20 protein-coding genes are annotated in these 20,100 nt (G+C 72.5%); 7 read left to right on the top strand and 13 right to left on the bottom strand.

Annotation, left to right across the window (positions count from 1 at the left end; translation table 11 throughout):
* Positions 1-35: 35 nt before the first annotated feature.
* The 3 genes from fabG to VF825_RS09515 form a co-directional block, all read right to left on the bottom strand.
* Positions 36-797, bottom strand: coding sequence for a 3-oxoacyl-ACP reductase FabG (gene fabG, locus VF825_RS09525; protein WP_331112582.1), 762 nt, complete (start codon positions 795-797; stop codon positions 36-38).
* Positions 798-848: 51 nt separating this feature from the next.
* Positions 849-1,859 carry a phosphotransferase family protein gene (locus tag VF825_RS09520; protein WP_331112580.1) on the bottom strand — a complete coding sequence of 337 codons (1,011 nt, stop codon included), beginning with the start codon at positions 1,857-1,859 and terminating at the stop codon, positions 849-851.
* A 95-nt stretch (positions 1,860-1,954) separates the two neighbouring features.
* The gene (locus VF825_RS09515) at positions 1,955-2,941 is read right to left on the bottom strand and encodes an acyl-CoA thioesterase II (protein ID WP_331112578.1); all 987 of its coding nucleotides are present in this window, start codon (positions 2,939-2,941) and stop codon (positions 1,955-1,957) included.
* Positions 2,942-2,978: 37 nt separating this feature from the next.
* Between VF825_RS09515 and VF825_RS09510 the strand changes: the two genes are divergently transcribed.
* Positions 2,979-3,440, top strand: coding sequence for a thioesterase family protein (locus tag VF825_RS09510; protein ID WP_331112576.1), 462 nt, complete (start codon positions 2,979-2,981; stop codon positions 3,438-3,440).
* Positions 3,437-4,069 (top strand): hypothetical protein, encoded by a 633-nt coding sequence (locus VF825_RS09505; RefSeq protein WP_331112574.1) that lies wholly within the window; start codon positions 3,437-3,439, stop codon positions 4,067-4,069. The genes VF825_RS09510 and VF825_RS09505 overlap by 4 nt, the downstream gene beginning before the upstream one ends.
* On the opposite strand, the gene VF825_RS09500 is transcribed toward VF825_RS09505, so the two are convergent.
* The 7 genes from VF825_RS09500 to VF825_RS09470 form a co-directional block, all read right to left on the bottom strand.
* Positions 4,051-5,466, bottom strand: coding sequence for an MFS transporter (locus tag VF825_RS09500; RefSeq protein WP_331112572.1), 1,416 nt, complete (start codon positions 5,464-5,466; stop codon positions 4,051-4,053). The genes VF825_RS09505 and VF825_RS09500 overlap by 19 nt on opposite strands.
* Positions 5,467-5,674: 208 nt before the next feature.
* Positions 5,675-7,447, bottom strand: coding sequence for a glycoside hydrolase family 13 protein (locus VF825_RS09495; RefSeq protein ID WP_414695814.1), 1,773 nt, complete (start codon positions 7,445-7,447; stop codon positions 5,675-5,677).
* 315 nt (positions 7,448-7,762) lie between these two features.
* Entirely contained in the window at positions 7,763-8,470 is a 708-nt protein-coding gene (locus VF825_RS09490; protein WP_331112570.1) for a helix-turn-helix transcriptional regulator, read from the bottom strand.
* 19 nt (positions 8,471-8,489) lie between these two features.
* A complete protein-coding gene (locus VF825_RS09485; protein WP_331112621.1) occupies positions 8,490-9,083 on the bottom strand; it encodes a helix-turn-helix transcriptional regulator in 594 nt (197 codons plus the stop codon).
* A gap of 270 nt (positions 9,084-9,353) precedes the next feature.
* Positions 9,354-10,142, bottom strand: a complete 789-nt coding sequence (locus VF825_RS09480; protein ID WP_331112568.1) for a helix-turn-helix transcriptional regulator — start codon at positions 10,140-10,142, stop codon at positions 9,354-9,356.
* 1 nt (position 10,143) lies between these two features.
* On the bottom strand, positions 10,144-10,530 hold the full coding sequence (locus tag VF825_RS09475; protein ID WP_414695813.1) for a globin: 387 nt from the start codon (positions 10,528-10,530) through the stop codon (positions 10,144-10,146).
* A gap of 80 nt (positions 10,531-10,610) precedes the next feature.
* The gene (locus VF825_RS09470) at positions 10,611-11,552 is read right to left on the bottom strand and encodes a mechanosensitive ion channel family protein (protein WP_331112564.1); all 942 of its coding nucleotides are present in this window, start codon (positions 11,550-11,552) and stop codon (positions 10,611-10,613) included.
* 90 nt (positions 11,553-11,642) lie between these two features.
* On the opposite strand from VF825_RS09470, the gene malQ reads away from it, so the two are divergent.
* The gene (gene malQ / locus VF825_RS09465) at positions 11,643-13,766 is read left to right on the top strand and encodes a 4-alpha-glucanotransferase (RefSeq protein ID WP_331112562.1); all 2,124 of its coding nucleotides are present in this window, start codon (positions 11,643-11,645) and stop codon (positions 13,764-13,766) included.
* A 70-nt stretch (positions 13,767-13,836) separates the two neighbouring features.
* Here malQ and pepN read toward each other — a convergent pair whose 3' ends face one another.
* Positions 13,837-16,413, bottom strand: coding sequence for an aminopeptidase N (gene pepN, locus VF825_RS09460; RefSeq protein ID WP_331112560.1), 2,577 nt, complete (start codon positions 16,411-16,413; stop codon positions 13,837-13,839).
* Positions 16,414-16,514: 101 nt separating this feature from the next.
* On the opposite strand from pepN, the gene VF825_RS09455 reads away from it, so the two are divergent.
* The 3 genes from VF825_RS09455 to VF825_RS09445 all read left to right on the top strand — a co-directional run bounded on the left by VF825_RS09455 (position 16,515) and on the right by VF825_RS09445 (position 18,847).
* The gene (locus VF825_RS09455; protein WP_331112558.1) at positions 16,515-17,138 is read left to right on the top strand and encodes a DsbA family protein; all 624 of its coding nucleotides are present in this window, start codon (positions 16,515-16,517) and stop codon (positions 17,136-17,138) included.
* 34 nt (positions 17,139-17,172) lie between these two features.
* Entirely contained in the window at positions 17,173-17,652 is a 480-nt protein-coding gene (locus VF825_RS09450) for a ribose-5-phosphate isomerase (protein WP_331112556.1), read from the top strand.
* A gap of 82 nt (positions 17,653-17,734) precedes the next feature.
* Positions 17,735-18,847 (top strand): PP2C family protein-serine/threonine phosphatase, encoded by a 1,113-nt coding sequence (locus VF825_RS09445; protein WP_331112554.1) that lies wholly within the window; start codon positions 17,735-17,737, stop codon positions 18,845-18,847.
* A gap of 85 nt (positions 18,848-18,932) precedes the next feature.
* On the opposite strand, the gene VF825_RS09440 is transcribed toward VF825_RS09445, so the two are convergent.
* Positions 18,933-19,436: a DUF4395 domain-containing protein gene (locus VF825_RS09440; RefSeq protein ID WP_331112552.1), complete on the bottom strand. Its 504-nt coding sequence runs from the start codon at positions 19,434-19,436 to the stop codon at positions 18,933-18,935.
* Positions 19,437-19,546: 110 nt separating this feature from the next.
* Between VF825_RS09440 and VF825_RS09435 the strand changes: the two genes are divergently transcribed.
* Positions 19,547-19,915, top strand: a complete 369-nt coding sequence (locus tag VF825_RS09435; RefSeq protein WP_331112550.1) for a VOC family protein — start codon at positions 19,547-19,549, stop codon at positions 19,913-19,915.
* Here the strand turns inward: VF825_RS09435 and VF825_RS09430 are convergent.
* A complete protein-coding gene (locus VF825_RS09430) occupies positions 19,857-20,051 on the bottom strand; it encodes an ATP-binding protein (RefSeq protein WP_331112619.1) in 195 nt (64 codons plus the stop codon). The genes VF825_RS09435 and VF825_RS09430 overlap by 59 nt on opposite strands.
* Positions 20,052-20,100: the final 49 nt, after the last annotated feature.

The raw sequence follows: 20,100 nt of genomic DNA, 5'->3' as shown, positions 1-20,100 counted from the left end.
ACGCGGGCTGAGCGGTGTCCGGTGGCGACAGCGCCTCAGTCCTGCGGGCCGCCGGCGACGTAGATGACCTGGCCGGAGACGAAGCCGGCCCCCTCGGAGGTGAGGAACGAGATCGTCGCCGCGATGTCCTCCGGCTGACCGACCCGCGCCACCGGGATCTGCGTCGCGGCGCCGGCGACGAAGTCCTCGAAGGAGACCTTCATCCGCTCGGCCGTCGCCTTCGTCATCTCGGTGACGATGAAGCCCGGCGCGACCGCGTTGGCGGTGACGCCGAAGCGGCCCAGCTCGATGGCCAGGGTCTTGGTGAAGCCCTGCAGGCCGGCCTTGGCCGCGGAGTAGTTGACCTGGCCGCGGTTGCCCTGGGCCGAGGTGGAGGACAGGTTGACGATGCGGCCGAACTTCTCGGCCGTCATGTGCGCCTGGACCGCCTTGGTCATGAGGAAGGCGCCGCGCAGGTGCACGGCGATCACGGCATCCCACTCCTCCACCGTCATCTTGAAGATGAGGTTGTCGCGGATGATGCCGGCGTTGTTGACCAGGATCGTCGGCGCACCGAGCTCCTCGGCCACGCGAGCGACCGCCGCCTCGACCTGCTCGGGCTGGCTGACGTCCACGCCCACCGCGATGGCCCGGCCCCCGGCCTCGGTGATGGCCGAGACGGTCTGGGCGCAGGCGGCCTCGTCGAGGTCGAGGACGGCCACGGCGTGACCGTCGGCGGCCAGCCGGATCGCGGTGGCGGCGCCGATGCCGCGGGCCGCGCCCGTCACGATGGCGGTGCGCTGCGGGGTGGTGCTCACGGATGCCTCCTGGGGCGGTGGGTGGTGAATCGTGGTGGCAGCAAAGACTTCTCAGCCGAGGGCCTGGCGTCCGGCCTCGACGAGCGGGGCGACGACCTCGCCGATCCGCTCGAAGCCGGGCCCGACGGTCTGGCCGTGCGCGTAGCGGTAGTGGATGCCCTCGCAGATCACGGCGAGCTTGAAGTAGCCCAGCGCGGTGTACCACGGCAGGGGAGTCACATCGAGGCCGGTGCGCACGGCATACCGCTCGAGGAGCTCCTCCATGGGCGGGAAGCCGTTGTGCGGGCCCATCCCGTCGGAGACGACGCCGGCGACACCGCGGGTCGGCAGGGCGTAGACCGGCAGCAGCCCGAGGTCGCACAGGGGGTCGCCGAGCGTGGCCATCTCCCAGTCGAGCACGGCGCGGATGCGCTGGTCCGGGCCGACGATGGCGTTGTCGAGGCGGTAGTCGCCGTGCACGATCGTGGCCCGCTGGCTGGCGGGGACCCGGGCGGCCAGGTCGGCGGCCAGCTCCTCGATCCCCGGTATGTCGCGCGACCGGGACCGCTGCAGCTGCTGGCCCCAGCGCCGCACCTGCCGCTCGAGGAAGCCCTCGGGGTGGCCGAAGTCCTTCAACCCCAACGAGTCCGGGTCCAGGGCGTGCAGGTCGGCGAGGGTGTCGATGAGGTGGTGGGCGAGCTCGGCCCGGTCCTCGCGGGAGCGCCCGGCCAGGTCGGCGTCGGTGCGCAGCACCTCGCCCTCGACGAGCTCCATGACGTAGAAGGGCGCGCCGACGACGTCGGGGTCCTCGCACAGCGCGACCATGTGCGGCACCGGGACGGCGGTGTCGCGCAGGGCCGACATCACGCGGTACTCGCGGGTCATGTCGTGGGCGGTGGCCAGCACGTGACCCAGGGGCGGCCTACGCACCACCCACGCCCGGGCTCCGTCGGTGACCCGGTAGGTGAGGTTGGACTTGCCGCCGGCGATGAGGTCGGCCTGGAGCGTCATCGAGCCGTCCGCCGGGCCCACGACCGGCGCCATGAAGCGCGCCAGCGCAGCGAGGTCGAGCCCGTCCACCATGGGCCCGACCTTACTGAGCGCTTGCTTAGTCGGAAACCCCGGCCCGCGTGACCATGGTCATGGGACCGGGCCACCCGGCATACCGTCGGGGCCGGTCAGCGCTGCTTGCCCTCGACCCAGCCGGACCCGGCCGACTCCTTGATCCGCAGCATGCCCTCCTGGGCGACCGTCGCGACGAGCACGCCGTCGGCGCTGAACATGCGGCCGGTGGCCAGGCCGCGCCCGCCGGAGGCCGAGGGAGAGTCCTGGGTGTACAGCGTCCAGTCGTCGGCGCGCGCCGGTCGGTGGAACCACATGGCGTGGTCCAGGCTGGCCGGTCGCAGCCGCGGGTCGGCCCAGGCGATGCCGTGCCTGCGCAGCACCGGCTCGAGTAGGGAGTAGTCGGAGCAGTAGGCCAGCACCGCGGCGTGCAGCAGCGGGTCGTCGGGCATCCGCGAGGTCGCCTTGAGCCACACGCTCTGCCGGGCCGCGTGCTGGCGCCCGGGGTTGACGTAGATCGCGCCCTCGACGTGGCGCAGGTCGATGGCCCGGCGCGTGGACCAGAACAGCGCCGCCGGGTGGTCGATGTCGGCGAGCTCCTCCGCGGCCGTCGGCAGCATCTCCGGGTCCGGGGAGGCGGGCATCGGCTCCTGGTGGTCCAGGCCGTCGGCCTCGGTCTGGAACGAGGTGATCATCGACAGGATCGGCTTGCCGTACTGGATCGCGTGCACCCGTCGGGCCGAGAAGGACGCCCCGTCGCGCAGCCGCTCGACGGCGAAGCGGATGGGGTGGCTGGAGTCGCCGGCGCGCAGGAAGTAGCCGTGCAGGGAGTGGATGTGCCGGGGGGCGCCCCCGACGTCGGCGACGGTGCGGCCGGCCGCGATGATCGACTGCGCCAGCACCTGCCCGCCGAACACCCGGCCGTGCGGCTGGGGCTGGCTGCGCCCGACGAACACGTCCGCCGAGGACTCGCCGAGATCGGATTCGGCGTCGTCGGGGGCGTCGACGCTGATGTGCGCCAGGCCCGCGGGCCGGAGGTCGAGGACGTCGAGGAGGTCCTCGAAGGGGTCGGCGAGCGAGCCGTCGTCAAGCGTCGTGGTCACAGCGAGACGATATCCGGCGCCTGCGATGATGGGTCGCATGCCTGCCCGCCCGTACCACGTCGACGTGCCCCTGCGATGGTCCGACATGGACGCCTACGGCCACGTCAACAACGTCCAGTTCCTGCGACTGCTCGAGGACGCCCGGGTCATCGGCTTCCAGGAGTGGTTCGGCCAGGACCGCTCGATGCTCAACGAGGGCGTGCTCGTCGCCCGGCACGAGATCGAGTACCTCGCGCCGCTGGAGTTCCGCCACGCCCCGATCGCCGTGGACATGTGGGCCACCTCGGTCTCCGGCGCCAGCTTCGACCTCGCCTACGAGGTGCGCGACCCCGAGGGCTACGGCACCAGCCTGTATGCGCGGGCCGAGACGACGCTCGTCGCCTACGACTTCGCGACCGCCTCGCCGCGACGGCTGCGGACCGAGGAGCGCGAGAAGCTGCGCTCGGTCTCCGGCGAGCCCGTGCCGTTCCGCTGGCGTGCCAAGGGGTCCCGCGCGTGAGCACCCTGCGCTTCCCCGACGTCGAGGCGCTGGCCGACCTGGCCACCTTCGTCGCCCGCGCCCGCTCGCTCGACGCCGACGGCGCGGTCCGGCTCCAGGCCCGCGGGCTGGTCCTCGCGGCCTACGTCGGGGTGCTGCCCGGACACGGGCTGATGGCCGACGGTGCCGTCATCGGCATGCGGGTCATGCCGTTGGCCGAGCCGGCCGAGCTCGACACGACCGTGCCGCTGGCGGGGATCACCGACCGGCTGGCCCGCACCGGCACGACCGAGGCACGCACCCTCGAGGTCCCCCCGACGACGGTCAGCGCCGGGTGGGCCGCCGTGGCCCCGCCGCGACAGGGCTGGGAGCGGGTGGGCGAGCTGCCCGCCGCGGCCCTGAAGGCCGTTGCCACGCAAGGCATCGCGGAGATCGCCCAGGGTGCGCCGACCGGCTCGGGGAGCCACGCCGTGACCTCGCTGCGCGAGCGGGTGTGGAGCCGGATGACCGAGACCGTGCCGCCGGTGCCCGCGGGGGCGGCGTTCGCGGCCTACGCGCTGGGCTTCCTCGGCGCGGGCGAGGCCGCGGTGTTCATGCTGGGCAGGTGGACCCGGGTGTCAACGCAGGCCGGTCACGTCCTGCTGCGGTGACCGCCGAGCACGACGAGAGCCGCGACGACCGCCATCCCTGACCAGATCAGGACGAACACGCCCGTGTCGTGGCCGTTCGTGTGGTGCAGTGCGGCGAACACCGCGCCGGACGTCGCGATCCCGAGCACGCTGCCGAGGGCGTCGGCGAGCTGCAGGGCGGAGGAGGCACGGCCCCGCTCGGCCTCGGAGGCCAGCTGCAGCGAGAGCACCGACGTGGTCGACATGGCCAGTCCCATGCCCAGCCCGGCGAGGACCTGGCAGAGGCCGACCAGCACCGACGGCAGGCCCGCGGCGGCGACGACGGCCATGCCCGCGATCCCCAGTGTCAGCGACGAGCCGCCGGCCATGACCAGGCCGGTGCGCCGGTGCAGGAACGCGTCGCGCCCCTGCACCCAGGACCCGAACGACCAGCCCAGGGCGCCGATGGTGAGCACGATGCCGGCCTCGGTGGGCTTGAGGTGGCGCTGCGAGACCAGCATCAGCGGGACGAACGCCAGGCTGCCGTTGAACGCCGCGGTCAGCAGGAAGCGGCTGAGCACCACCGACGGCAGCCCCCGGGCCAGGCGCAGGGTGCCCCGCGGGAGCAGGCGCGGGGCGGTGGTGCCGAGGACGGCGACGCCCAGGGCCGTGAGGATGATCGGCCAGGCCTGCGGCGGGACGAGTTCCTGAGAGCCCCACTGCAGCGCCGCGGCGGCGGTCGCCACGCCGAGCCCGAGCCAGGCGGTGCGCCGGTGGGCGGCCCGCTCGTCGGCCGGGACGTCGCGCCGGTCGCACTCGTCGGCGAGGCGCGACCGTTGTGAGAGCACGGCCAGCAGGGTCAGGGCGACGGCGGGGACGACGACGAGGAAGACCCAGCGCCACGACAGCTGGGTGGCCAGCCACCCGGCGACGGGCGGCCCGACGAGCGCCGGCAGCACCCACGCCGCCGACACCCACGTGAACACCTTGGGACGCAACGCATCGGGGTAGGCCCGGCCGATCACGACGTAGAGCGCGACCACGACGAGGCCTCCGCCGAGGCCGGCGACGAACCGGCCGGCCAGCAGGACGGGGAAGCTCGTCGCGAGCCCGGCCACCGCCGACCCGCCGGCCAGCAGCGCCTGTCCGGCGATGAGCCCGGGCAGCGGCCCGCGCCGGTCGCTCCACACCCCCGCCATCACGATGCCGAGCAGCTGCGCGGTGAGCATCACCGAGAACGCCAGGCTGTAGGAGCGCACCGCGTCGAGCTCGCGCGCCACCACCGGCATCGCCGTGGAGATCGCCATCGCCTCGAACGCGACGGTGGTCACCAGGGCCACGATGGCCAGCGTCACCAGCCGGTATGCCGGGGCCATGGGTCCGCGGGCCGGCGCCAGGGCGGTGGTGGCCGGGCTCAGGTCGTGCGTCGTCGCAGTCATGTCGTCCATGGCACGACATCAAGTGCGCTTGAGGTCAAGGCGACGAACATGCCTGTGACGCTAGCCCCTCGCACCGACACGTGGCTCGGCATTTCTCCGCTTGGCGCTGACCGCCTTGCCTCGTCCGAACGCACCAAATCCGTCGAATCAGGCCCGGATCGGGGCCGAGACGACGGATTTGGTGCGTTCGGTCAGGTGCAGGTGAGGGTCAGAGGCGCGCCCAGACCGTGGTGTCGGTCCCCACGGTGCCGTCGGCGCCCAGCGGAGCGCTGGACAGCAGCACCGAGGCGGCCTCGGGCAGGGCGACGTCCGCGCTGCCGAGGTTGGTCACCACGAGGGTGCGCTCCCCGGCCGCGTCGACGACGAACGCCACGACGTCCTCGCCGTAGCCCTCGACCCACGTGAACGAGCCCACGCCGAGCGCCCGCTCACGACGGGTGGCGAGCAGCGCGCGGTACAGCTCGAGGGTGGAACCCTCGAGGCCCTCCTGCTGGTCCACGGCATACCGGCCGTAGACCGCGGGCTGGGGCAGCCACGTGTCCGCCGACGGGCCGAATCCGAACGCGGGGCGGTCGGCCTCCCACGGCAGCGGCACCCGGCAGCCGTCGCGGCCGCGCTCGGTCTGGCCGGAGCGCTCCCAGGTCGGGTCCTGGCGGAACTCGTCGGGCATGTCGGTGGAGTCGGGCAGGCCGAGCTCCTCGCCCTGGTAGAGGTAGGCCGAGCCGGGCAGCGCCAGCATCAGCGCGGTCGCGGCGCGGGCCCGGCGCAGGCCCAGCTCGCTGTCGGGCTGCGGGTCGCCGATGCCGATGCCGTTGGGGCGCTTGCTGCCCACCGGCAGGCCGAGCCGGGAGGCGTGACGGACGACGTCGTGGTTCGACAGCACCCAGGTCGACGGCGCGCCGACCGAGTCCGCCGCCGCGAACGAGGAGGTGATCACCGTGCGCAGGTCCGCGGCGACCCACTGGGTGGTGAGGAAGTCGAAGTTGAACGCCTGGTGCATCTCGTCGTCGCGGACGTAGCGCACCGCCCGCTCCTGCGGGTGGACCCACGCCTCGGCGCACAGGATGCGGTCGCGGTTGCGGTCGACCGTGTCACCCTCGACCGGGTTGTAGGCGTCCAGGATCCGGCGCCAGCGCTGGTAGATCTCGTGGACGCGGTCCTGGTCCCACATCGGGGGCCGGCGCTCGTCGTGCTCCTCGTCGGCGCCGCCGAGCATCTCCTGGGACTCCTCCCAGTCCGGCAGGCCGTCCTCCTTGATCAGGCCGTGCGCCACGTCGACGCGGAAGCCGTCCACGCCGCGGTCGAGCCAGAAGCGCAGGATGTCCTCGAACTCGGCGCGGACCTCGGGGTGCTCCCAGTTGAAGTCGGGCTGCTTGGGGTCGAAGAGGTGCAGGTACCACTGGCCGGGGGTGCCGTCGGCGTCGATGGTGCGGGTCCAGGCCGGGCCGCCGAAGACGCTGCGCCAGTCGTTCGGCGGCAGCTCGCCGGACTCACCCTGGCCGTCGCGGAACATGTAGCGCTCGCGCTCGGGGCTGCCCGGGCCGGCGGCCAGTGCGGCGCGGAACCACGCGTGCTCGTCGGAGGAGTGGTTGGGCACGAGGTCGACGATGACCTTCAGCCCGAGCTCGTGGGCGCGCGCCAGCATGGCGTCGGCGTCGGCCAGCGAGCCGAACAGCGGGTCGATGTCGCGGTAGTCGGCCACGTCGTAGCCCGCGTCGGCCTGGGGCGAGGTGTAGAACGGCGAGAGCCAGATGGCGTCCACGCCCAGCTCGCGCAGGTAGGGCAGGCGCGCGGTGATGCCGGGCAGGTCACCGATGCCGTCGCCGTTGGCGTCGGCCCAGGACCGCGGGTAGATCTGGTAGATCACCGCGTGCCGCCACCACGGGGAGTCCGCAGCGCTGCCGGCGTGCGTCGGGTGGGCGGCCGGGGTCACGTCGGTCGCGGGGACGACGGTCGGGTCGAGTGTGGGGGAGGCAGTCACGGTGGGCCATCTTTCACCAGCCTGCGCCCTCGGCCAAAGCCGACTCGCAAGTTCTTGCAGTGTGAGCAAGAACTTGCAGGCAGTCCGGTATGCCGTGCCGTCGCCGGAGGAGGTGGGTGTCGGGCACCCCGACCGGGCGATTTGCAGGTTTCTGCAAACGAGTGGCCCGCGGGTGAGGTCCTGACGCAACATCGTCACGCAGCACAAACGCGCGGCCTCGGGGGGAGGCCGTCGGGAGGCGCACGGTCGGGCACTGGCGGAGGGGCCAGTGCCCGACCGGCTCTGTCTCGGTGGCGATGAGCGTCGCCACGACCGTCAGGAGCCGGCCAGACGCACCCCGGCCTGGTAGCGGCTGCGCGCGTCCACGGCCTGCATGAGCAGACGGACCTCCGAGGCTACGGTCCTCAGCGAGACGCCCAGAGACCGAGCCATCGCGCCGTCGGTGAGGCCGTCGACCAGGCCGAGAGCGATCCGGCGCTGGCGGTTGCTGAGGAACACTGCCGAGGAGGGCAGCTGCACGGACGCGGCCTCGGTGCTCCGCCAGAGGCTGCAGGCCGCTTCCACAGTGGTCGGGTCCCACACCAGCCACCCGGACCTGCTCCCGGGGGTGACCCGGGGGCCGTCGATGACCACCCGTTCCTCGTCCACCAGGAGCATCTGCAGCAGGACCGGCGCGACGCGCATCTGGTGGCGCAGCAGGACCTCTGGCGCCGCGATGGGCCGGTGGGTTGCCGTCTCGTCGACGATGGTGCGCAGGTCGAGCCCCCGGCGGCGGCTGCGCTCGTCCGCCTCGGTGTGCAGGGTCCGGGGATCCCCGGGCTCAGGTGCCAGGGCCCACACAGAGCGTCGTGTCTCCTGCTCCAGCTGCTCGAAGGTCGCCCGCACCTCGTTCCCGGTGGAACCCAGCAGCCTCGCCCGGCCCGAGGCAGGATCCGCCGTCACCGCAGCGACAGCGGCCGCCACGCACCGGCTCAGGTGCGCCGAGCGTTCGGCGATCTCCGGCCACGCGTCGCTGAAGGTCATCCAGGCACCGTAGCCGGGGTCACCGGTCGAAGAGGCGCATCGCGGTCTGGTAGCGGGTGGTCGACCCGGTGGCGTCCATGAGGGCGCGTACCTCGGAGGCGACGGTCCGCAGGGACACGCCCAGCTCCCGGGCGATGGTGGCATCCGTGTGTCCGTGCAGGAGCTGGGCGGCGATCGCCCGCTGCCGGTCGGTGAGGACGATGACGTCTTCGGGCAGGGAGACCGCACTGCGCACCGTCACGTTCCACAGATCGACCGCAGCCTCCACGACCGGCGGATCGGGGTAGAGCCAGCACGACGGGCTGGCGGAGGCACCGAGCCTTGGACCGTGCAGGAGCACCGCTCGCTCATCGATCAGGATCATCTGCAGGAAGACGGGCGCGACGAACACGAGATCGGCCAGCCCCGGCGTCGCCGCCACCGGCGCGTTCAGGGCTCGCAGGTCGACGACGACCTTCATGTCCATGCCTCGGGCACTGCTGCGCGCGTTGGCGGCGGCCTGGAAGCCGCGCGGGTCGGCGGCGCCAGGAGACAGCGTCCAGACCGAGCGGGTGGCGAGCCGCTCCAGGGACAGCATCCGCGACCGGGCCTCGGGGGCGTCCCGGCCCAGCATCTGCAACCGATCCAGGCTGACCTGACCCGCGTCCACTGGCTCCGCGAGAGCGGTCGGGGGCAGCGAGCCGATCGCCCTCGCCGCACGTTGCCTCAGGGTGGCCGACGCCCCGCTGATGGCTGCCCACTCCTTCGGGAGGCGGGGGTTCGCGGAGCCGGCCGAGCCTTGCTGCGTGGGTCCCGCTGTCATGCGCGCGCTGGCATCCTGCACGCCGAGGGCGTTCCTGCCCGTCCCGGAGAGGCAAAGGTCATACCTTCACCGTAGCGACTCTCACGGACGGTGCAGCCGCATCGCGGCCTGGTAGCGGCTGCTCGCTCCCACCGCCCTCATGAGGAACCGGACCTCGGCGGCGACGGTGCGGGTGGACACGCGTAGGCGGCGAGCGATCGCCGCATCGGTCTCACCGTCGATGAGCCCGCTGGCCACCGCGCGCTGACGGTCCGACATCACCAGCGCCTCCGCCGGCAGCGGCGCCGACCGCGCCCACGTCTCCTCCCAGAGGGCACAGGCCGCAGCGGTGATGCCCGGCTCGTCCATCAGCCAGCCGGACGGGCCGCCGAACGGTCGCAGCACCGGCCCCTCGACGACCACCAGGTGCTCGTCCAGCAGCATCATCTGCACCTGGACCGGAGCCAGGCGCACGCGGTCGCGGGAGGCCTGGTCCGCGGCCGCGATCGGGCGGGTCAACGCCACGAGGTCCAGCACCAACCGCAGGTCGATGCCCCGGGCCCGGCTGGCGTTGTTGAGGTCGACGGCCAGGCTGCGCGGGTCGGCCGACCCCGGCGACAGCTTCCAGGCGGAGCGCCGGGTGCCCGGTTCCAGGCCGGCCAGGGACGCCCGGACGGCGGCGGCGTCCTCGCCCAGGAGCCGGACCCGGCCGGCGTCGACCCGGCCGGTCAGCGCCTGCCCGATGAGCCGGGCTGTCCGCGAGGACAGCTCCCCCGTGAGCTCGGTGATCGCAGCCCAGTCGTTCGCGACATCGCGTCCGGGAGTGGGCGCGGCCCCCGAGCCGGCCAGGTCGGTGCCCGCTGTGTCAGCGGAGTCTGCCCCCTGCTCCACCTCAGTCCTCCAGGCTGTTGACCAGCGAGTGCGCGGCGCGGTCGAGGTAGTCCCGCAGGATGAGGTCGTCCGCGGGCGCCAGCTGCAGCGTGTCCACGGCCGCCATCATGTGCTTCAGCCACCGGTCCCGCTGGGCGGGGGTGACCTTGAAGGGGTGGTGCCGCATGCGCAGCCGGGGGTGGCCCCGCTCCTGGGAGTAGGTCGTCGGGCCGCCCCAGTACTGCTCCAGGAAGAGGCGCAGGCGTGCCTCCGCCGGCGCGAGGTCCTCCTCGGGGTAGAGCGCTCGCAGCTCGGGGTCGGCGGCCACGCCGACGTAGAACTCGTGCACCAGCCTGGCGAACGTCTCGTGGCCACCCACCTGGTCGTAGAACGTCGTCACGCCGGCCATTGTCTCAGCATCGGCGGTCAGGGCTCGTTGCCGACCACCACCCGCCAGTCCGCGCCGGCGAACCCCTCGGGCAGCAGGTCTCAGCTGCGCAGGGCACCGCCACCGTAGGGCGGCAGCACCTGCGGCGCGCGGATCCCGGCCCGGTCGAGCGTGGCCTTGACCCGCTCGCGCAGCTCGCGCGATACGGGGACGTTCTCGTTCGCGGCGCACCGGGCGACGATCCGCACGGTGACCACGCCGCCGGTCATCGACTCGACGCCGACCACCTCCGGCTCGTCGAGCAGGCGCCGGGACCAGGTCTCGTCGTCGTTCATCGCCTGGGCGACCTCGCGGATGAGCGGCAGCACCTTGTCGAGGTCCTCGTCGTAGGGGACCGGTACGTCCACCAGTGCCGTCGACCAGCCCTGGGACCGGTTGCCGACCCGGATGATCTCGCCGTTGCGGACATACCAGATGACGCCGCTGAAGTCGCGGACCCGCGTGATCCGCAGGGTGACGTCCTCGACCTCGCCGATCACCTCACCGGTGTCCACGATGTCGCCGACGCCGTACTGGTCCTCGGCGATCATGAAGATGCCGGAGATGAAGTCCTTGACCAGGCTCTGGGCACCGAAGGCGATGGCGACACCACCGACACCGGCGGAGGTGAGCAGCGGCGCGAGGGGGAGTCCCACCTCCTGCAGCACGGTCAGCAGGGTGACGACGAAGATCACGACGGTGGCGATGCTGCGCAGCAGGGTGCCGAGGGTCGTCAGGCGCTGGCGCTGGCGCTCACGCACGACCCCCGTGGCGTGGGCGAGGACCATGACCTTGCGTCGAGGCACGGCATCGTCCGGACGTGGCGAGGTCTTCACCGCGCCGCTGCGCAGCAGCCGCGCGATGAAGCGGTGGACCAGCCAGCGCGCGAGGAGACCGACGAGGATCGTGACCATCACCTTGAGCGGGGTGCCGGAGAGCCACGCCCAGAAGCCGCCCCACGTCAGGGCGTCGAGCTGCTTGAGGATTCCGTTCAACAACGCCATGGCCCCATCCTTGCGAAGGGAACGGTGAGTGCCGAATCGTCACTCGTGAAAGAGTGGTGGCTCGCGACACATCTCACAGGAAGGGGTTCCGTGAGCACTCCCGCACCGTCGCCGGAGCTCACCGAGCTGGCGCGCGCTCACGGCGTTGCCACGGAGTACTGGGACTGGCAGGGCAACCACGTGGTCGTCAGCGAGTCGACGATCGTCGCCGTCCTGGCCGCGCTGGGCGTCGACGCCTCGACCGGGGACCGCGCACGGGCGGCGCTGGAGGCGGCGGAGCTGCGGTCCTGGCGGCAGGTGCTGCCGCCGGTGGTGGTGTGCCGGCAGGGCTGGACGCCCTGGGTGCCGGTCCACCTCGACGACGGGGCGTCGGTCCAGGTCTGGCTCACCCTCGAGGGAGGTGGCCGGCGCGAGGTCCGGCAGGTCGACCGCTGGGTGGAGTCCCGCCAGGTCGACGGGCGCGCCGTCGGGGAGGCCACGTTCGAGATCCCCGGGGACCTGCCGCTGGGCTGGCACACGTTGCACGCCCGCCTCGAGGGCGGCGCCGTCACGACGCCCCTGGTCGTCACCCCGACCCGGCTCACCCTGCCTGCGGCGCTCACGGGGGACCACCGGGCCTGGGGCCTGATGACCCAGCTGTACTCCGTGCGGTCGCGGCGGTCCTGGGGCGTGGGTGACTTGGCCGACCTCGGCGACATGGCCGCCTGGGCTGCGGCCGATCTCGGCGCCGACTTCGTGCTGGTCAACCCGCTGCACGCGGCCGAGCCGGTGGCCCCGATGGAGCCCTCGCCCTACCTGCCCACGACGCGCCGGTTCGTCAACCCGATCTACATCCGCGTGGAGGACATCCCCGAGGTCGCCTACATGTCGGCGGCGGAGCGGCAGTTCCTGGAGTGGCACGGCGACGACGCCCGGGCGCTCAACGAGTCCGACACCATCGACCGGGACGCCGCCTGGGAGCACAAGCAGGTCGCGCTGCGGCACGTCTTCCACCAGCCGCGCTCGGCCCGCAGGGAGCGCGCCTTCGCGGCCTTCTGCGACCGCGAGGGCCAGGGCCTGGTCGACTTCGCCACCTGGTGCGCTCTGGCCGACCGGCTCGGCCTGCCGTGGACGGAGTGGCCCGAGGAGCTGCGGGACCCGCGCGGCGAGGCCGTGGCCCGGATGCACCACGACATCGCCGAGGACGTGCAGTTCCACCGCTGGCTGCAGTGGGTCGTCGACCAGCAGCTCGAGCAGGTGCAGCACGACGCGCGGGAGGCCGGCATGGCCCTGGGCGTGGTTCACGACCTGGCCGTGGGCGTCCACCCCGAGGGCGCGGACGCGTGGGGGCTGGCCGACGCGCTCGCCCGGGACGTGACCGTCGGCGCGCCGCCGGACCAGTACAACCAGATGGGCCAGGACTGGAGCCAGCCGCCGTGGCGCCCGGACCGGCTCGAGGCGCTCGGCTACGCGCCGTACCGCGACATGCTGCGCACCGTGCTGCGGCACGCCGGTGGGATCCGCGTCGACCACGTGATCGGGCTGTTCCGGCTGTGGTGGGTCCCGGCCGGGAAGGCCCCCAGCGAGGGCACCTACGTGCGCTACGACCACGAGGCGCTGGTGGGCATCCTCGCGCTGGAGGCTCACCGCGCCGGGGCGCTGGTCGTGGGGGAGGACCTCGGCGTGGTCGAGCCCTGGGCCCGCGACTACCTCAAGGAGCGCGGCATCCTCGGCACCTCGATCCTGTGGTTCGAGAAGGACGAGGGCGGCGCGCCCCTGCCCGCCGAGCGCTACCGCGAGCTGTGCCTGGCCACCGTCACCACACACGACCTGCCGCCGACCGCCGGCTACTTGGCCGGGGAGCACATCGACCTGCGCGAGAGCCTGGGCCTGCTCACCCGGCCGCTGGAGGAGGAGCGGGCCGCCGACGAGGCCGCCCGTGCGGAGGTGCTGGAGGTGCTGCACGAGCGGGGCCTGCTGCGCGAGGGCGGCAGCCCGCACGAGGTCATCGAGGCGCTGCACCGGTTCCTGTCGTGGACCCCGGCCCGGCTGCTCGGGGTCGCCGTGCCGGACATGACCGGTGACCGCCGGGCGATGAACCAGCCCGGCACCGACGAGGAGTACCCCAACTGGCGGCTCCCGCTGGCCGACGGCAACGGCAAGCCGGTGCTGCTGGAGGACCTCATGGCCTCGCGCTGGGCCCGGCGCCTGGCCCGGTGCGTCGCCCAGCGCTGAGGCCCGCACCGACAACCGGAGGGGCGGGGACCGTGTCGGTCCCCGCCCCTCCTGTCGTATGCCGGGTGGCTCAGCCGCGCGCGTCGCGCTCCTGGGCGCGCAGTGCCCGCGCGATCGCGTCACGGTTCTCCGCCACGAGACGGCGCAGCGCCGGCGCCGCGTCGCCGTGGGCGTCGAGCCACGCCTGCGTGGCGTCGTGCAGCTCGGCGTTGGCGAGGACGTGCGGGTAGAACGTCTCGATGATCGCCTCGGCGATGGCGTGCGTGCGCGAGCCCCAGACGTCGAGCAGCATCGAGTGGTACTGCTCCACGAACGGCGCGAGCACGGCCGGGTCGTGCGCCTTGGCGAAGCCGAGGCCGATGGACTCGACCATCTGGTTGGGCAGGCCGTCCTCGAGGACCGCCTTGCGCCACGCGTCCGCCTTGAGCTCCGCGCGCGGGATGGCGGCCAGGGCCTTGGCGGCGCGCTCCCGGCCGGTGGCCGTGTTGTCGCGCGTGCGCTCGGCCTCGACCTCGGCCTCGGTGGCCGCGTCGGCGGCCGCCAGCGAGGTGAGCAGGGTCCAGCGCATCTCGGTGTCGACCGCGAGGCCCTCGATGCTCGCGCTGCCCTCGTAGAGGCCGCGCACGAACGCCACGTCTGCCTCGTCCCGCGCGAACGACGCGTAGGCGGTGGCGAGCTGGAGCTGGGCGTCGCTGCCCGGCTCGGCCGCCTCGAGCAGGCTGCGCAGGCGGGTGACCACCCCGGCGGTGACCTCCGCGCGGTGCTGCGGCGCGACGTACAGCATTGCGGTGGTGGTCATCTGCTGCAGCAGGACCCGCAGCAGCGTGGAGTCGGTCTCGCCGGGCAGCGCCGCCAGGACCATCTCGATGAAGTCGCGCCCGGACATCTCCGCGTCGCGGGTCATGTCCCAGGCGGCGCCGAGGACCAGCGCGCGCGGCAGGCTGCTGGCGAAGCCCCGCGGGTGGGCGATGGCGGTGGCCAGGGAGCGCTCGTCGAGGCGGATCTTGGCGTAGGCCAGGTCGTCGTCGTTGACCAGCAGGAGGTCGGGCTGCTTCTGGCCGACGAGCATCGGCAGCTCGGTGAGCTCGCCGTCGACGTCGAGCTCGTGGCGCGCGACCCGGACCAGCTCATCGCCCCGGACCTCGTAGAGGCCGACGGCCAGACGGTGCGGGCGCAGCGTGGCGAAGTCGGCGGCGGCACCCTGGCGGATGGCCGCCGCGGTGTAGACGCCGTTCTCGTCGACGGACACCTCGGGGGTCAGCGTGTTGACGCCGGCGGTCTCCAGCCACAGCTTGGACCAGGTGGAGAGGTCCCGCCCGGAGGTCTGCTCCAGCTCGCCGAGCAGGTCGGCCAGCTGGGTGTTGCCCCAGGCGTGCTTGGCGAAGTAGCTGCGCAGGCCGGCCACGAACGGCTCGCGCCCGACGTAGGCCACCAGCTGCTTGAGCACCGAGGCGCCCTTGGCGTAGGTGATGCCGTCGAAGTTGACCTCGACGTCGGCCAGGTCGCGGATGTCGGCGACGATCGGGTGGGTCGAGGAGAGCTGGTCCTGGCGGTAGGCCCAGGCCTTCTCGGCGGTGCCGAATGTGGTCCAGGCGGTCTGCCACTGGGTGGCCTCGGCCTGGCAGGTGGTCGAGGCCCACTCGGCGAAGGACTCGTTGAGCCACAGGTCGTCCCACCACTGCATCGTGACGAGGTTGCCGAACCACATGTGCGCCAGCTCGTGCAGGATCGTCAGCGCCCGCCGCTCGATGATCGCCTCGGTGACCTTGGCGCGGAAGACGTAGATCTCGTTGAACGTGACGGCGCCGGCGTTCTCCATCGCGCCCATGTTGTACTCGGGCGTGAAGACCTGGTCGTACTTCTCGAACGGGTACTCGCAGTCGAACTCGTTCTCGAAGAACGCGAACCCGCGCTTGGTGCAGTCGAAGATGTTCTCGGCGTCGAGGTGCGGGGTCAGCGACTTGCGGCAGAACACGCCCATCGGGACCACGCCCTTGCGCGTCTGCACCTCGTCACGGACCACGTCGTAGGGGCCGGCGATGAGCGCGGTGATGTAGGAGGACATCCGCGGCGTGGGGGAGAACGTCCAGGTGGCCTTGGCTACGGTGGCGCCGGCCTCGTCCTGGAACTCCCCGGCCGGGGTCGGCTCCGGGGTGGGGGAGTTGGACACGACCTGCCAGTGCGCCGGGGCGGTGACCGTGAAGGCGTAGGTGGCCTTGAGGTCGGGCTGCTCGAACACGGTGAACATCCGGCGCGAGTCGGCGACCTCGAACTGGGTGTAGAGGTAGACCTCGTCGTCGACCGGGTCGACGAAACGGTGCAGGCCCTCACCGGTGTTCATGTAGACGCCCGTGGCGTCGACGGTCAGCTCGTTGGTCGCCTGCACGTTCGGGACGCGCACGCGCACGCCGTCGAAGTGGGTGGCCGGGTCGAGGGACTCGCCGTTGAGGGTGATCTCCTGGACCGAGGCTGCGATGAGGTCGACGAACGTGTCGGCGCCCGGGGTCGTGGCCTCGAAGGTCACGGTCGTGCGGGTGCGGAAGTTCGTCGGACCGGTGGTGAGGTCCAGCGCGACGTCGTAGGCCGCGACGGACAGGAAGGCCGCGCGGTCGCGCGCCTCGTCACGGGTGAGGTTCTTTCCGGGCACGGGTGTCTGCTCCTACGGGAAAGGGCTTGGGTCCGGTCATCCTCGCACGGGGGGTGTGCGCCGGGTCACCCGAATACGACAGGGCGGCGACGGCTGGCAGGATGGCCCTCGTGACTGACGCGACACGCAACCAGGCCGAGATGTGGTTCGACCCGATCTGCCCGTGGGCGTGGATGACCTCACGGTGGCTGATGGAGGTCGAACAGGTCCGCGAGGTCGACGTGACCTGGTCGGTGATGAGCCTGGCCGTGCTCAACGAGGGCCGCGACCTGCCCGAGGCCTACCGCGAGATGATGGACCGCGCCTGGGGCCCGGTCCGCGTCATCATCGCGGCCGCCCGCGAGCACGGCGACAAGGTCGTCAAGCCCCTGTACGACGCGATGGGCACCCGCATCCACCTCGGCGGCGAGAAGGACTACACGAAGGTCCTCGCTCCGGCGCTGGCCGAGGTCGGCCTGCCCGAGGACCTCGCCCGCTTCGCCACCCTGCCCGACGTCGACGAGGACCTGCGAGCCAGCCACGAGCGCGGCATCGGCCTCGTGGGTGACGAGGTCGGCACCCCGGTCATCGCCGTCAACGGCGTGGCGTTCTTCGGCCCCGTGGTCTCCCCCGCCCCGAAGGGTGACGCGGCCGGCAGGCTCTGGGACGGTTGTGTCCTCGTCGCGGGTACGCCCGGCTTCTTCGAGCTGAAGCGCACCCGCAACGTCGGCCCCATCTTCGACTGACCGTCCCCACCCCCGACCCAAGGAGCCCCCAGAGATGCGCGTTCACATCGGCGGCGACCACGCGGCATACGAGCTCAAGTGCGAGCTCGTCACCTTCCTGCAGTCCAAGGGCTACGACGTCGTCGACCACGGCCCGGACTACTACGACGCCGACGACGACTACCCCGTGGCGGTGCTCCGCGCGGCCGAGGGCGTGGCGGGTGAGCACGGGTCGTTCGGGGTCGTCCTGGGCGGTTCCGGCAACGGTGAGCAGATGGCGGCCAACAAGGTCCGCGACATCCGCGCCGCGCTGGCCCACAGCGTCGAGACGGCGCGCCTGGCCCGCGAGCACAACAACGCCCAGGTGATCTCGATCGGGGCGCGGATCAACACCGTCGAGGAGGCCAAGGAGATGGTCGAGGTCTTCCTCACCACCCACTTCAGCGGCGACGAGCGGCACAAGCGGAGGCTGGCGATGATCTGGCGCTACGAGCACAAGGGCGAGCTGCCGCCCACCACGGCCTCAGAAGGCTGAGCCCGGTCATCCACAGGTCAGAGACGCGCCATGAATGGGTAAAGGTCACCCAGGTGCGCTCAGACCTGACTAGGTTCTCCCTGTGACGACGCAGGTCGAGACACTCGTGCGCCGCCGTCGACCGTCCGCCGTGGCCCGTCTGGCCGGGCGGGTCTCGCACTTCAGCCGTTGGGTCACCGTCGCGACCGGTGTCGCGCTCATCGCGGCGACCGGCCTGGTCACGTGGGCCCTGGTGCAGTTCCCCGTGGGGGTGCCGTGGACCGTCTTCGCCCCGATCGCGGTGCTCGCCGGCATCTTCCTGACCCCCCGCTGGATCGCCGTGGTCTACGGCGCGATCGTGCTCGGCTTCGCGTGGTCCGGGTGGGAGGTCGCGACGAGCAAGAGCTCGTACGCCGGGTCAGGACTGGTGCTGGTCATCGTCGGGGTCTCGATGCTGTGGCTGGCCCAGTCCCGGGCCCGGCTCGGGGTGCAGGGCACCCTGGGGGAGTCGATGCTGGTCGACCTGCGTGACCGGTTGCGGGCCCACGGCGAGCTGCCCGACCTGCCGCACCCCTGGCACGCCGAGACCGCCCTGCAGTCGGCCTACGGGCACGCGTTCTCGGGTGACTTCATCGTCGCCAACCGCTCCCAGGACGGCAGTCGGCTGGAGGTGACCCTGGTCGACGTCTCGGGCAAGGGCCTCAACGCCGGCACCAAGGCGCTGCTGCTCTCCGGTGCGCTGGGCGGCCTGCTCGGGGCCATGGCACCGGAGGACTTCCTGCCGGCGGCCAACAGCTACCTGCTGCGCCAGGACTGGAGCGAGGGCTTCGCCACGGCGATCCACGTCGCCCTCGACCTGGAGACCGGAGACTTCTCCGTCGGCGGTGCCGGGCACCCGCCGGCCGCGACGTTCTCCGCCGGGTCGGGCCGGTGGCGTCTCCTGGACGACGGCGGCGGGCCGCTGCTCGGAGTCCTGGAGAGCACGTCCTTCCCCCGCAGCTGCGGCCGGCTCGAGCGCGGCGACGCGCTCCTGCTCTACACCGACGGGGTGATCGAGACGCGCACCCGCGACCTCACCGTCGGGATCGACCGGATGCTCGGCACCGCCGAGCAGCTCGTGTCCCACGGGTTCACCGGGGGGGCGGACCGGATCTGCGCCACGGCCCGGGCCGGTGAGACCGACGATCGGGCCGTCGTCCTGATCTGGCGGGGCTGACGTGACGGCCCGGCCGGATGCACCTGGCTCCGAGGCAGGCGTGCTCGCGCTGCTGGCCCTGGCGCCCCTGCTGAGGTCAAACGGTTCAGGACGTCGAGACGGGGCGGCGCAGGCTGATGTCCGCGCACTCGAGGCAGACCTCCTCGGGCACCACGCCGAGCTTCATCAGGCCGCCGAAGAGCACGCAGCCAACGCAGAAGCCGAGCAGCGACTCCAGCGCGGGGAAGATCACCATCACGACGCCGATCGCGACCACGACGGGCGCGGCGGTCCCGGTCAGCCACAGCGCTGAGGCGGCGGTGGTCATCACCGCGCCGATGGTGGCGGCGAACCGCTTCGGGGGGCCCGCGGTCGGACGCTTCGCCGTGCGCACCCGCGGCCGGACCACGGCCTGCACGAACCGGGCGACGGGACTGGCCTGCGGGCCGAGCGCGGCACGCAGGATGAAGTCCAGCGCCAGGACGGCGTAGAGCCACCACTGGTGGCCGATGAGCGCGACCAGGCCCAGGACCAGCACGACGCCGGCGATGAGGCGGACGGTGACGTCGTCGACGACGCGGGGGAAACGGGGTTGACCGACAGGGCGCATGGTCGGGTCAACGACACCGACCCCACCCGGGTATTCCTGTGTGCTGCAGGTTCTCGACATGCGGACGAAGTATCCGGTGGCCGGACAGGAGCCGCCGCTACCGTCGGGGCATGAGCGGGCTGCACTCGATCGTCGTCTTCTGCCGCGACCCCTACGTCATGGCGCCGTTCTGGTCGGCGGCGCTGGGCCAGCAGCCGGTCGAGGAGGACGCGGACAAGCTGGCCTCCCGCTCGCTGGGCCACCTCGAGTCGGTGCTGCTGCACGGCGCCGGGATGCCCCAGGTCTGGGTCACCCCGGTGGAGCGGCTGGACCCGCCCGGCAACCGCCTGCACGTCGACGTCTCCGGTGGTCCGGACCTGGTCCGGCGGCTGGTGGAGCTCGGCGGCCGGCACGTGCGGGACGAGCAGCGCTGGACGGTGGTCAGCGACCCGGAGGGGAACCAGCTGTGTGTCGTCCCCGGTGGCTCGCCGGGAGCCTGACCGTCCACGTCGCGCCGACGCCGGGCGCCCCGCGCGCGGACAGCGTCCCGCCGTGCGCCTCGAGCACCTCACGCACCAGCGCGAGGCCGAGCCCGAACCGTCGCCGGTCGTCGTGGCCGCGGCTGAACGGCTGCATCAGCTCCTGGATCCGCTCGGGGTCCAGCCCCTCCCCGGTGTCGGACACC

Source organism: Oryzihumus sp., assembly GCF_036391795.1.
In the GTDB taxonomy this organism is placed as follows: domain Bacteria; phylum Actinomycetota; class Actinomycetes; order Actinomycetales; family Dermatophilaceae; genus Oryzihumus.
This window is presented reverse-complemented; position numbering and strand designations above follow the sequence as displayed.

Coding starts and splice junctions, on each gene's coding strand:
- VF825_RS09450 (WP_331112556.1), top strand. CDS start 17,173: ATGCGCGTTCACATCGGCGGCGACCACGCGGCATACGAGCTCAAGTGC.
- VF825_RS09510 (WP_331112576.1), top strand. CDS start 2,979: ATGCCTGCCCGCCCGTACCACGTCGACGTGCCCCTGCGATGGTCCGAC.
- VF825_RS09440 (WP_331112552.1), bottom strand. CDS start 19,436: ATGCGCCCTGTCGGTCAACCCCGTTTCCCCCGCGTCGTCGACGACGTC.
- VF825_RS09485 (WP_331112621.1), bottom strand. CDS start 9,083: ATGCTGGGCCGGGACGCCCCCGAGGCCCGGTCGCGGATGCTGTCCCTG.
- VF825_RS09455 (WP_331112558.1), top strand. CDS start 16,515: ATGGCCCTCGTGACTGACGCGACACGCAACCAGGCCGAGATGTGGTTC.
- VF825_RS09470 (WP_331112564.1), bottom strand. CDS start 11,552: ATGGCGTTGTTGAACGGAATCCTCAAGCAGCTCGACGCCCTGACGTGG.
- VF825_RS09490 (WP_331112570.1), bottom strand. CDS start 8,470: ATGACCTTCAGCGACGCGTGGCCGGAGATCGCCGAACGCTCGGCGCAC.
- VF825_RS09430 (WP_331112619.1), bottom strand. CDS start 20,051: ATGCAGCCGTTCAGCCGCGGCCACGACGACCGGCGACGGTTCGGGCTC.
- VF825_RS09520 (WP_331112580.1), bottom strand. CDS start 1,859: ATGGTGGACGGGCTCGACCTCGCTGCGCTGGCGCGCTTCATGGCGCCG.
- VF825_RS09435 (WP_331112550.1), top strand. CDS start 19,547: ATGAGCGGGCTGCACTCGATCGTCGTCTTCTGCCGCGACCCCTACGTC.
- VF825_RS09475 (WP_414695813.1), bottom strand. CDS start 10,530: ATGGCCGGCGTGACGACGTTCTACGACCAGGTGGGTGGCCACGAGACG.
- VF825_RS09500 (WP_331112572.1), bottom strand. CDS start 5,466: ATGACTGCGACGACGCACGACCTGAGCCCGGCCACCACCGCCCTGGCG.